The organism is Pseudoalteromonas sp. Z1A6 (genome assembly GCF_011378745.1).
GTDB lineage: Bacteria > Pseudomonadota > Gammaproteobacteria > Enterobacterales > Alteromonadaceae > Pseudoalteromonas > Pseudoalteromonas arctica.
The window spans coordinates 1-12,249 of sequence record NZ_WTKW01000111.1 but is presented as its reverse complement, the minus strand read 5'-3'; the positions used below and the strand labels follow the sequence as shown (position 1 = coordinate 12,249).

Genomic DNA, 12,249 nt, shown 5'->3' with positions numbered 1-12,249 from the left:
TGAAATTTAATTCGTTAAATTGATCAAAGATTTATGCAGGTTGGTATTATTGCATAGGTGAAAACAATCGTTGATACGTTTTATAAGCGTATTCGTCGGTCATTCCGCTCAAATAATCGCAAATTATGCGCATCCCTTGATTTTGTTTTTCGGCTTCTATGTATTGTGCTTGTGTAGTTTCGGGCAATAAACGCAGCGGATCGCTAGCAAACGCCGTAAATAACTCAATTAGTAAGTTTTGGCCTTTAAATTCTATTTGCTGCATTTCGGGGTCGCGTATTAAACGTTGAAACACAAAATGCTTAAGTATTTGCAATACACTGTCGTATTGGGCATCTAATTTAGCGGTGTACTTTAAAATAGGGCATTCAAAGGCATCGTTTTGAATATCTAAATGTATATGAATAATAAAGGTATTAACCAGCTCACCTATGGCATCTTTTCGCTCATAATCATTTTTTGAAAACAAGCGCTGGGTCAGCGATTCAAGCATGGTGTTTAACCAGTCAAAGTTTAGTGCTTTTAAATGAGGTAGAGCATGAGTTTGCCAATCGTCTAATGTAAGTACATGTGTTGCAATGGCATCTTCTAAGTCGTGTACCGCATACGCTATATCGTCGGCGTGTTCCATTATGGCGCTGTCGAGCGATTTATACGTTGTTTTAGCGCGGTACTTATCAATAGCGGCATGTTTACCTAACAATGTTTTATCGTTTTGACTTAGTGGTTCTACTATCCAATTGAATATGGCTGCATCGTCGTTGTACAACCCTTTGGCAGGTCGCCAATCATCTGCTTTTATAAATGCACGACCGGTTGTATCGTTGGGAATGGTATGCCAAAGCGTATTAATAAACGCGGGGTATTTTATAAAACCTAATAAAGTACGACGAGTTAGGTTCATACCGTGCCCGTTACTGTAGGGCTCAAGTTTTGCAACTATGCGCAGTGTTTGTGCGTTACCTTCAAAACCACCGTGATCGCGCATCATGTAATTTAGCGCTATTTCACCACCATGGCCAAAGGGTGGATGGCCAATATCGTGCGCCAAACACAGTGTTTCTAGCAGTCCGGTTGATGGAAAGTGCGTAAAGTCGCTATGTTGCGCTTTTAAGTGGCGCAATATGCCAGTACCAATTTGCGATACTTCTAAAGAGTGGGTAAGGCGAGTGCGATAAAAGTCGTTTAGGCCAATACCCATAATTTGGGTTTTTGCTTGCAAACGCCTAAATGCAGCGGCATGAATAATACGCGAACGATCGACCTGCCACGGCGAGCGATTATCGTTAGGACGATGTTTATATTGCTCTATTATTCGGCTTTGCCATTGTTTATCCATACTGCTTACTCACACATCGTTAATATTATTAAACTTTGCTCAGTATACCCATGGACTTATAAATTGCGAATGAACAAATGCACTACATAGGCTCTGTTTTATCTAAAACCCAAATACACTGCTGAAAATTCAACCGTAAAAGGTCATCAAACCCCAGTTATTCGCGTTTATAAAGTGGCTTAGGTATAATGCGCCTTCGTATGCTTGTGTATAAACCATGCATAACTAAGTTTAATAGAGAGAATAGATGTTAAAAACGATTTTTAAGCTTTTACTAACCGTGTTTTTTGTATGGGCGCTTGCATATCCGTTTATACAAAATGATGATGTTGAACTAGATGAACAAACGTCAGAACAACCAAAAAAAGTGAAGAAAAAAGAAAAACCACTACATAATGTAAAACTGCCAAAGTTTTCAGAATTTAGTGATGTTAAAGAAAAAAAACATGCATTTTTTAGCTTTATTCGTCCGCACGTTGAAGCTGAAAATAAAAAAATATTACAGCAACGCGCTAAGCTCGAAATAGCACGCATGATGTTACAAAACGAATTACCTTTAGAAAAAAAGCAAAACAAAGATATTGCTAAAATTTTAAAGTCGTATGACTTACCAACCACGGTTGATACGCTAATACTTACGCAAGCATTGCGCCGTGTTGATGTAATTCCTAAAGAATTAGCGCTTATGCAAGCTGCAAACGAATCTGCATGGGGCACTTCGCGTTTTGCACGTATTGGCCTTAACTTTTTTGGTCAGTGGTGCTACACAAAAGGTTGTGGCATGGTGCCAAAACGCCGTAATACCGGGGCTGCGCACGAAGTTGCTGCGTTTAAATCGGTAAGAGCTGCTATAAACTCTTACTTTAAAAACATAAATACGCATCCTGCTTATAAAGATTTGCGCGCAATACGTGAAAACTTACGTCTTGAGCAAAAACCAATTTTAGCGACTGAACTTACACATGGTTTAATGTCTTACTCTGAGCGCGGTGAAGCGTATATAGAAGAGTTAAACACGATGATTAGCCAAAATAGAGCCTACTTTGATGAATAAATACATTTTTAATTGTACCAACGCTATTGTGTTAGTGCTACTGAGCATCAGTGCATTTAATGTAAATGCGAGAGAATTTGTGATGTCGTATGACGGTTTTTACGACCGCTTAAAAGTTGTTAACAAAGGCGATTTTCAATATGCGCGAGTTAACTTTTACATTAGTGATATTGGTACTAATGAAACATGTGCGATTAAAAGCGGTACTATTTTAACCGAAAGAAACGAGTATCCACTTAACTTTACCGATAAAGCACAATTACTATTGCCGTTCGATAAGCAGCTTGATACCGATAAAGCGGTTATTGTAGTAGAGCCGCTCAATCCTGTGCACGATTGCCAATTAAAGTTACAAATAGAAGCAAACGAACTTGAAGGTTTAGCATTTTCAAAGCAGTCGTTATATACCATTAACGAAGAACTTGATGAACTATTAACTGATTTGTCGGGCTTTTTTGTAAGTAAATTAATGTGGTTTTTATTACCAGAGCAAAAGGGCGTAGCAGTTACATTTAAAAGCCCAATGCAATTTGATGATGAAAATATAACGTGTGAAAAGTCAGTGTGTTATTTTGCAGTTGAAGATAGCTGGGAAGATGATAGCGCAGTGCTTGGCGATATATCGAACGTTATTAAAGTAACGCCTTGGATTGTTAAGTAACTCACATACAAAAAGCGGCATTTAGCCGCTTTTTTTGTACCAAAATTAGTACTCGTTTTTAGTCTTTGGTTTTTATTTAATAAGTGGTGCTGATGAATCTCGCTGCATTAAAGTGGGTTCAAAAAAGCGATTTATAACAAGGTTTTTATTTTGATATACGTCTTTCAGCACTAATTTAGCTGCCATTTCGCCCATTTTCCCGACCGGATTATCTATGGTCGTGAGTGTAGGGTAAAGATAGTTTGCAAAAATAACGTTATCAAATCCAACAATCGATAAATCAATTGGTAAATTATAACCGTGCTCTCTTGCATACTTCATAGCACCGGAGGCCATTTCGTCATTGGCGCATACCAGTGCAGTAAAGCTAAGTTTTTCATCAATAAAATGTTTTAAGCCTTTGCTACCGCCAGTTTCGTTAAAGTCGCCAATATAATAAAGCGTAGGATCAAATTTAACACCAGCCTCTGTAAGCGCTTGTTTATGACCTTCTAAGCGGTTAAAAGCATCGGCTTTAAACTGCGGGCCTGCAATATACGCTATTTGTGTATGGCCTTGATTTAATATCGATTTAGTGGCTAGGTAGCCACCTAACTGATTGTCGAGACTGATACAGTTGTCTTTTAACTGCTCTACGTAACGGCTCATTAAATAAACGGGTGTAGAGCCTTGGCTTAGTTTTATTAGGTAGTCGTCTGAGACGGCTTCTACGTGCAAAATAATGGCATCGCAGCGTCTGCTAATTAAAAACTCAATGCCTTCTTGTTCTTTGTCTTCTTCACTGTGCCCGGTGGTAATAATAACGTGTTTACCCGCAGCACGAAGCTCTGACTCAATACCTGCCATCATTTGGGCAAAGAAAGGACCATGTAACTCAGACACTAAAATACCGACACTGTTAGTACAGTTAGAGGCTAAAGATTGCGCTATTGAATTAGGCTTGTAGCCAAGCTGCGCCATAGCATCAAGCACTTTTTGTTTAGTTTTATCGCTTACACGGGTATTTTTGTTCATCACGCGAGAAACGGTGGCTAACGATACGCCCGCAAGCTCTGAGACTTGATAAATTGTTGCCATGTTATTTGTTCACTCGCTTATCCTTAACTACTTCGGCTAAATAATACCTTAGAGTATATATCTTAACTAGCTGTTAGTTTAGATTGAATATTTTCAACAACCTGATTAGTCAGTGTATATTTTTTCATTATGTAGGCAACAAATAATGAGCCAAAAGCAGGTAGTACAGTGAATGACAGTAAAATACCGTGCTGGGTATCAAGAGTTTGTACTGCATCGGCCTGATAACTGTAAAAAGATAACAACCAGCCTGCAATTGCGCCGCCTACAGCCACGCCCATTTTAATAAAAAATATAACGCCTGAATAAACCAAACCCGTAATGCGTACACCTGTTTTTTCATGCCCATAATCTATGGTGTCGGCCATTTTTGCCCACAACAACGGGGTTGCCATATCTAAAAAGAATTTCCATAAAATAAAGGCAGTAAATGCGAGTACTAATTGATCTTTACTAATAAAGTAACTAAAACCACAAATAGCGGCGGCAATAACTTGTAAGCTTATGTAGGCCTTTATTTTACAAAAGCGCTTTGCAAGTGGTTGAGCTAAAGCACAACCTACCATGCTGGCTGCAACACCTAGCGTCATAAATAAAGTGATTAAATCGTCTCGACCTAAATAGTACTTTACGTAGTAAACAGCAAGCGTAAGCCTTAATACTTGCCCGGTAAGTAAAAAGAATGCAGCTAAGCAAAGTGTTCGCCATTGATCGTTTTTAATTAATGCTTTAACACTTTGGGCAAAAGGAATGTTTTGCTCTTTAGGCTGTTGTATACGCTCTTTTGTACCTAAAAAACAAAGTAAAAACAGTACAAGGCCTAAAATACTCATTGCTGTCATTGTGTATTGATAGCCCTTGGCTGCATCGCCTTGGCCAAAATACTCAACCATTGGCATAGTGCAACCCGCTACAATAACACCACCTAACATACCAAATACAAACCGATAAGACTGAATGGTTACGCGCTCTTTTGCGTCGCTTGTAAGTACGCCACCTAAAGCACAATACGGAATATTAATAGCGGTGTAGACAACCATAAGCAGAGTGTAAGTAGTAAAGGCATAAATTATTTTATCGGTGCCTTCTAAATCGGGCGTAGTGAACGCTAAAATACTAATAATGGCAAAAGGGAGGGCAAGCCAAAGTAAGTAGGGGCGAAAGTGGCCCCAGCGCGTATGTGTTTTATCAGCAAGGTTACCCATTAATGGATCGGTTACGGCATCAAAAATACGCACTGCTAAAAACATAGTACCTACAACAGCAGGCGATAAACCCACTACGTCTGTGTAGTACAGCATTAAAAACATCATAACTGTTTGAAAAATAATATTACTGGCGGTGTCGCCTAAGCCATACGCTATTTTTTCTTTTACACTGACCATGATTGTTTATCCCGCTTTATACTTGTTTTTAGTTGTGGGTATACTCTTATCTTTTAGAGATGAGTTCTTTATAAGCTAAGCCACTATTTTTAATGGTGCGTTGCTGCGTCTTATAATCTACATACACAATACCAAAACGTTTTAAATAGCCTTCTGCCCATTCAAAGTTATCCATTAAGCTCCAAGCAAAGTAGCCATGTATAACAACACCTTGTTCAATCGCATTATGAACCGCATTTAAGTGATCATTATAGTAATTTAAACGATCTAAGTCGTTAACTTCACCATTATTATATGTATCGGGCATGGCTGCGCCATTTTCGGTTATATAAATAGGCGGTAGCGTGTATGTTTTATTAAGCGATACGAGCAAATCGGTGAACGATTGCGGATAAATCTCCCATCCCATATCAGTTAACGGACCCGTAGGTGCAATGGGTTCATAAATTTCAGTAGGATGCGCTTTATAAATTTGGCGGGTATAAAAGTTAATGCCTAAGTAATCAATTGGCTGAGAAATTAATTCCATATCACCAGGGTGTATGTCTGGTAAATGACCGCTTGGTAATTGGTTTATTATATCCGGGTACTTGCCATCCATTATTGGTTTCATGTACCACTGATTTAAGTAGTCATCAGCGTATTTGGCACTGTCTATGTCTTGTTGATTATCGGTAAGTGGATATGCGGGTGTAAAGTTAAGCACAATGCCGTTTTGAGTATTAGGCGATGTTTTATTTAGCACGTTCATGGCCAGACCATGAGCGAGTAATAAGTGATGAGCTGCTTTTTTACCATACTGCTTGCCGACTAGGCCTGGGGCATGTATGCCAATTTCGTAACCCAAAAACGCGCTGCAAAAGGGTTCGTTTAATGTAGCGTACGAATACACTCTAGTTCCAAATGCGTTAGTAATTAGTTCTACGTATTGCTCAAATGCGTAAGCAGTTTTTCTGTTGAGCCAGCCGCCTTCATCTTCAAGGTGTTGCGGTAAATCCCAGTGGTACAAAGTAACAAAGGCTTTTATATTTTTTCGTTTTAGCTCATCTAAAATATCAGTATAAAACTTAACGCCTACAGGATTTAACTTTCCGTCTTGAGTCATCACGCGAGGCCATGAAATAGAAAGCCTGTAAGCATCAACACCTAGAGACTCTATTAAATCTATGTCTTGTTGCCAATTGTTGTAATGATCGCAGGCAATATGACCATGTGAATTGTCAGCAATTTTACCTGCAGTACTACAAAAGGTATCCCAAATACACGGTAAGCGATGCTCATATCCGCCCTCTATCTGAAATGATGCTGTAGCTACACCATAAACAAAGTCTTTTGTTAATAGAGGTGAATTAAATGGTAATGATATTTTTGTCATTGGTTACAAACCTTTTTGAGAACTTAATTGCACGCTTAGCGCTTATTTTTACTGACTTTCAGCGGGTACAAAACATTATTAAAAATAAAAGTTGTTGAAATATGTAACATGTTCGTATTTAATTAGCCGTGAAAGCGCTTACATTTTTAGATTAATGTTAATTAATCTTCAGGTCAACTCTTAAATACTGCGCCTTAGCGGGGTTTGTATTAATTACTTACTGAAGATCAATTTATAATAATAAATTGCGGAGAGCACATGGCTAGTTCAGCACCACTGACATCACACACACAGTCGCAAAACCACCAAGATAAAAACTATGGTTTTGCACTTACATCTTTAACTTCACTGTTTTTTATGTGGGGTTTTATTACTTGCTTAAATGATATTTTGATTCCGCATTTAAAAGCGGTTTTCGATTTAACGTATGTACAAGCAATGCTTGTGCAGTTTTGCTTTTTTGGCGCTTACTTTTTAATGTCACTCCCTAGTGGACACATTGTTAAAAAGCTTGGTTATAAAAAAGGAATCGTGGTTGGGCTTTTAATTGCGGCAGTAGGGTGTGTCTTATTTTACCCAGCAGCGTCTTTACATAGTTATCCTGTATTTTTATTCGCTTTATTTGTACTTGCCAGTGGCATAACGTTATTACAAGTATCTGCAAATCCTTATGTAAGTTTGTTGGGTTCTGCAAAAACAGCGTCTTCTCGTTTAACGCTTACTCAAGCTTTTAACGCGTTAGGTACTACGGTTGCGCCATCATTTGGTGCTCTGTTAATTCTGGACTCAGCGTCGGATGCCTTTTTAACACCAGCACAAAATGCAGAATCAGTACAACTTCCTTACCTCCTTTTAGCTGCAATGCTTATTTTACTAGCCGGTATTTTTGCATGGCTTAAATTGCCAGACATTATGAGTGAACAAAAAGAAGCGGCTAAAAACTCAGACACTATTGAGGGCAGTGCATGGCAATACCGCCACCTAACATTAGGTGCTGTGGGCATATTTATGTATGTTGGCGCAGAAGTGGCAATTGGTAGCTTTTTAGTAAGCTTTTTAGCACAAGAACATATTGCAGGACTAAAAGAGCATGTTGCAGCTCATTACATCACTTATTATTTTGGTGGTGCTATGGTTGGGCGTTTTATTGGTGCTGCTGTAATGCAAAAATTACCCGCTGGTAAAGTACTTGGCTTTAACGCAACCATGGCTATTATTTTAGTCGTTATTGCCATGAGCACGTCGGGTCAATTAGCAATGTGGTCAATACTATTGGTTGGTTTATTTAATTCTATTATGTTCCCCACTATTTTTAGTTTAGCGTTAAATGGACTTGGCAAACATACAGCTCAAGGCTCTGGTATTTTGTGTTTGGCGATTGTGGGTGGTGCAATAGTGCCACTTTTACAAGGTGCACTTGCTGATAGTGTGGGTGTTCAACTTTCGTATGTTTTACCTATTTTATGTTACATATTTATCGTGTTCTATGGTTTAAGCGGTAGCAAACCAGTTCAAGCGCAGGAGACTCTATAATGAAAACCCCTTTTACACTTAATAAAATAGCCTTAGCAACATTAATTGCATCAGTAGGTACTTTATCGGCTTGTTCAAACGACGCAGTGACATCGGTTGAAACTAATGAAACGTTATCTAAAACAGCGCAAATTTGGCCAAAACTTAATATTGCCGTTAAAAAAGATGCCGATATTGAAGCTAAAATAGTTAACTATTTAAAAGCCATGACACTTGAGCAAAAGGTTGCTCAAATGATTCAGCCAGAAATTCGTGATATTACCGTTGAAGACATGCGTAAATATGGCTTCGGTTCATACCTTAATGGCGGTGGAGCATTCCCTAATGGCGACAAACATGCAACACCAATGGACTGGGTAGCCTTAGCTGAGAGCTTTTATCAAGCTTCTGTCGATGACTCACTTGATGGTAGTAGTATCCCAACTATGTGGGGCACCGATGCAGTACATGGTCATAATAACGTAATTGGCGCTACGCTTTTTCCACATAATATTGGTTTAGGCGCGGCTAATAACCCAGATTTAATAGAGAAAATAGCGTCTATTACCGCAGTAGAAGTAATGGCTACGGGGATAGATTGGGTATTTGCACCCACTGTAGCAGTAGTACGAGACGACCGATGGGGCAGAACGTACGAAGGCTACTCTGAAGATCCAAAAATTGTTCACGATTACTCAGCAGCGATTGTAAATGGATTGCAAGGTAAAGCCGATGGCGACTTTTTGAGTGATAAGCGTGTTATTAGCACGGTTAAGCACTTTATCGGCGATGGCGGCACCGTTGATGGGGATGATCAGGGAAATAATATAGATAGCGAACAGTCGCTATTTGATATTCATGCCCAAGGTTATGTAGGTGGCTTGTCTGCAGGTAGCCAATCGGTTATGGCATCTTTTAATAGCTGGAATGGCGTTAAAAATCACGGCAATAAATATTTACTTACTGATGTATTAAAAACACGAATGGGTTTTGATGGATTCGTAGTAGGCGATTGGAACGGTCATGGGCAAATTAAAGGCTGTACTAACGAAAGCTGCCCAGAAGCTGTAAACGCTGGTCTTGATATTTTTATGGTGCCAACAGGCGCGTGGAAGCCATTATATGAAAATACAATTGCACAAGTAAATGCAGGTAAAATAAGTATGAGCCGCATTGATGATGCGGTTGCACGTATTTTACGCGTAAAGTTACGCGCTGGGTTATTTGATAAACCAAGTCCGGCTAAGCGTCTTTACTCTGGAAAAACAGAGCTAATTGGTGCCCAAGAGCACCGCGAAGTCGCACGCCAAGCTGTGCGCGAATCGCTTGTATTACTTAAAAATAAAAATAACCTATTACCTATCGCAGCTAATCAACGCGTACTTGTTGCAGGTGATGGTGCTGATAATATAGGTAAACAGTCGGGTGGTTGGAGTATTACGTGGCAGGGGACTAATAATAAAAATGCTGATTTCCCTGGTGCTACTTCGATATATAAAGGGCTTGAAGAACAAATATCTGCAGCAGGTGGAAGTGTTACTTTAAGTGCTGATGGTACGTTTGATCAACGTCCTGATGTTGCCATTGTTGTATTTGGTGAAGAACCTTATGCAGAAGGGCACGGCGATAAAGATAACCTTGAGTTTGAGCGCGGAAATAAAAAGTCATTAGCACTTTTAAGCTCGCTAAAAGAGCAAGGTATCCCTGTTGTATCGGTGTTTATATCAGGTCGACCTATGTGGGTTAACAGCGAACTTAACGCATCTGACGCGTTTGTAGCTGCATGGTTGCCAGGTACAGAAGGCGCAGGTATTGCTGATGTTTTATTAAAAGCGGCAGACGGCACCATTCAAAATAACTTTAAAGGTAAATTATCGTTTTCTTGGCCTAAATCAGCGGTACAAACTGCAGTTAATAAAGGCGATGAAAATTACGACCCATTACTCCCTTATGGTTTTGGTTTAACGTACGGCGATAAAAACGTATTAGCTGACGACCTTGATGAAGACTCTAAACTTGATAACTCAGGGCTTACGAGTATGGATATACTTGTTGGTGCACCTGTAGCACCATGGCGCTTATTGTTAAAATCGGGCAATGAGCTTTTAGATGTATCGAGTAGTACTCATGAATTTGGTGCAATTAAATACCGAACTGAGGACAAAATAGTACAAGAAGACGCTCGCCAATTTAGCTTTAGCGGTGCAGAAAAAGCCAGTGCTGAAATAGTAACAAGCTTTGCAGAAGATACCATTGCCTACGTTGAAGCCGATAGTGTGATTAGCTTTGATATTAAATTAAACGAAGCACTAACGAGCGATATAGCACTTGCTATGACTTGCTCGGGTGAATGTGGTGCAAGCATTGATTTAGCAAACGTTGTAGATAAAAGCATTGAGAATAAATGGCAGTCAGTATCAATCGATTTAGGTTGTTTTGCTGATAAGGGTGTTAATTTTGCAAACCTAACAAGCCCATTTAGTTTACGCAGCAATGGTAAAGCATCAATTTCTGTTGCTAATATTCAGTTTGTGCCAAATAAGGCAGGCGAAGCTACACTGTCTTGTAAGTAGTTTATTAACTCTATTGTGTGTATACCAAAGCCCTTCGAATGAAGGGCTTTTTTTATGTAGAGGATTAATACTAACCTGCATAAATACTTGAGCTAATTGATATAACTAAATAGGAACAAGTCGTTATAAATACAAAGGGTTACCACGTTTTTATTGGTGGGGCCTTTTTTATAGTAGCTTGTAAAATAATTAGCACTGCATTAATAGGTTTTTTTCGTCAAAGCTAACTACTTTATCTCTGCCAGTTTCTTTAGCAAGATAAAGGCGTTTATCAGCCAACGACAGCAAGTCTTTTACACTCATTTTACCATTTACAGAGTGACTCACTCCCGCGCTCACAGATAGTTTTATATGCGCGTTTTGATAATAAAACGGATGCTTAGAAATATTTTCACGTAAGTGCTCTGCATATTCTTTAGCTGCTCGTAGAGAATAGTCTGGTAGTAATATTGCAAATTCTTCACCGCCTATTCTGGCGCAAATACCTTCATCAATAAATTGCTCTTTTATGTGCTGTGCAATCCATTTAATTACTTGATCGCCCGTGTCGTGGCCGTACTTATCGTTTACATGCTTAAAAAAGTCGATATCTAAAATAATTATAGATACATTTATATCATTGTTATTAGGTTGTTTAAGGACTGCTCTAGCGTTATTAAAGAAACCTCTGCGATTAAATAACTGTGTAAGAGAGTCGGTATTGGCAAGGTTCGATAGCGTGTATTCACTATTAGAAAACAACAAAAATGGCAGTATAAGAGCACTCAGTGTGGCTAATAGTAAATGACTAATAAGCACAATTTGCAAAGGGGTTGCTACATCTTGAATACTCGAACTAAGTACCGGTATTGATAGAAATATTGCATTTAAAAACATAACTCCACTGTGCACTAAAAAGCAGGTAATTAACGCCTTTTTCTGGGCTTTAGCAACAAAGCTCATGCTTTTGATTAAATACGCTGTGTAAATAAATAATCCGGCAATTACTAAGCTCGTTAGCATTTTTGCTGCACCGAAAGGATAAATTGCCAATAACAATAAGCTAGAAAAACCAAATATGCAGTAAAGAGGCATTAAGCTAATATTTTGTACGTTTTTGTATTTATATAGTCCAACAATAATTAAAAGTGGGCTAGTAATCATTGAAACACTAGCTAAATAGTGGGTTATTAAAGGTAGATCTATGAATAAGCGCAAACATGCTAGTATTTCGGCTAATGCAAATGTGGCACAGGCTAAACCAAATAATAAAAAAGATGTTTGTTTTTTATAT

General features: G+C 38.8%; 9 protein-coding genes. 4 read left to right on the top strand and 5 right to left on the bottom strand.

Annotation, left to right across the window (positions count from 1 at the left end):
• Nucleotides 1-46: 46 nt before the first annotated feature.
• The gene (locus GQR46_RS09015) at nt 47-1,339 is read right to left on the bottom strand and encodes an anti-phage deoxyguanosine triphosphatase (RefSeq protein ID WP_165740760.1); all 1,293 of its coding nucleotides are present in this window, start codon (nt 1,337-1,339) and stop codon (nt 47-49) included.
• A gap of 247 nt (nt 1,340-1,586) precedes the next feature.
• On the opposite strand from GQR46_RS09015, the gene GQR46_RS09010 reads away from it, so the two are divergent.
• Both GQR46_RS09010 and GQR46_RS09005 read left to right on the top strand, forming a co-directional pair.
• Complete coding sequence (locus GQR46_RS09010; protein WP_165740759.1) at nt 1,587-2,393, top strand: glucosaminidase domain-containing protein; 807 nt, start codon at nt 1,587-1,589, stop codon at nt 2,391-2,393.
• Nucleotides 2,386-3,054 carry a DUF2987 domain-containing protein gene (locus tag GQR46_RS09005; RefSeq protein ID WP_165727732.1) on the top strand — a complete coding sequence of 223 codons (669 nt, stop codon included), beginning with the start codon at nt 2,386-2,388 and terminating at the stop codon, nt 3,052-3,054. The genes GQR46_RS09010 and GQR46_RS09005 overlap by 8 nt, the downstream gene beginning before the upstream one ends.
• Before the next feature lie 72 nt (nt 3,055-3,126).
• Here the strand turns inward: GQR46_RS09005 and GQR46_RS09000 are convergent, their stop codons facing one another.
• The 3 genes from GQR46_RS09000 to GQR46_RS08990 form a co-directional block, all read right to left on the bottom strand.
• Nucleotides 3,127-4,131 (bottom strand): LacI family DNA-binding transcriptional regulator, encoded by a 1,005-nt coding sequence (locus GQR46_RS09000; RefSeq protein WP_010552528.1) that lies wholly within the window; start codon nt 4,129-4,131, stop codon nt 3,127-3,129.
• Between the two features lie 62 nt (nt 4,132-4,193).
• Nucleotides 4,194-5,516: an MFS transporter gene (locus tag GQR46_RS08995; RefSeq protein ID WP_165727734.1), complete on the bottom strand. Its 1,323-nt coding sequence runs from the start codon at nt 5,514-5,516 to the stop codon at nt 4,194-4,196.
• 46 nt (nt 5,517-5,562) lie between these two features.
• Nucleotides 5,563-6,891, bottom strand: a complete 1,329-nt coding sequence (locus GQR46_RS08990) for a GH1 family beta-glucosidase (protein ID WP_165740758.1) — start codon at nt 6,889-6,891, stop codon at nt 5,563-5,565.
• Nucleotides 6,892-7,149: 258 nt separating this feature from the next.
• On the opposite strand from GQR46_RS08990, the gene GQR46_RS08985 reads away from it, so the two are divergent.
• On the top strand, nt 7,150-8,424 hold the full coding sequence (locus GQR46_RS08985; protein WP_165740757.1) for a sugar MFS transporter: 1,275 nt from the start codon (nt 7,150-7,152) through the stop codon (nt 8,422-8,424).
• Nucleotides 8,424-10,976, top strand: a complete 2,553-nt coding sequence (locus tag GQR46_RS08980; RefSeq protein WP_165740756.1) for a glycoside hydrolase family 3 N-terminal domain-containing protein — start codon at nt 8,424-8,426, stop codon at nt 10,974-10,976. Before GQR46_RS08985 ends, GQR46_RS08980 begins: the two co-directional genes overlap by 1 nt.
• A 189-nt stretch (nt 10,977-11,165) precedes the next feature.
• On the opposite strand, the gene GQR46_RS08975 is transcribed toward GQR46_RS08980, so the two are convergent.
• The gene (locus GQR46_RS08975) at nt 11,166-12,119 is read right to left on the bottom strand and encodes a GGDEF domain-containing protein (RefSeq protein ID WP_165740755.1); all 954 of its coding nucleotides are present in this window, start codon (nt 12,117-12,119) and stop codon (nt 11,166-11,168) included.
• Between the last annotated feature and the right edge of the window lie 130 nt (nt 12,120-12,249).

Bases quoted from the DNA above. Each gene is read 5' to 3' on its own strand.
- GQR46_RS09000 (WP_010552528.1), bottom strand. From the start codon at position 4,131: ATGGCAACAATTTATCAAGTCTCAGAGCTTGCGGGCGTATCGTTAGCC.
- GQR46_RS08990 (WP_165740758.1), bottom strand. From the start codon at position 6,891: ATGACAAAAATATCATTACCATTTAATTCACCTCTATTAACAAAAGAC.
- GQR46_RS08985 (WP_165740757.1), top strand. From the start codon at position 7,150: ATGGCTAGTTCAGCACCACTGACATCACACACACAGTCGCAAAACCAC.
- GQR46_RS09010 (WP_165740759.1), top strand. From the start codon at position 1,587: ATGTTAAAAACGATTTTTAAGCTTTTACTAACCGTGTTTTTTGTATGG.
- GQR46_RS09005 (WP_165727732.1), top strand. From the start codon at position 2,386: ATGAATAAATACATTTTTAATTGTACCAACGCTATTGTGTTAGTGCTA.
- GQR46_RS09015 (WP_165740760.1), bottom strand. From the start codon at position 1,339: ATGGATAAACAATGGCAAAGCCGAATAATAGAGCAATATAAACATCGT.
- GQR46_RS08975 (WP_165740755.1), bottom strand. From the start codon at position 12,119: ATGATTACTAGCCCACTTTTAATTATTGTTGGACTATATAAATACAAA.
- GQR46_RS08995 (WP_165727734.1), bottom strand. From the start codon at position 5,516: ATGGTCAGTGTAAAAGAAAAAATAGCGTATGGCTTAGGCGACACCGCC.
- GQR46_RS08980 (WP_165740756.1), top strand. From the start codon at position 8,424: ATGAAAACCCCTTTTACACTTAATAAAATAGCCTTAGCAACATTAATT.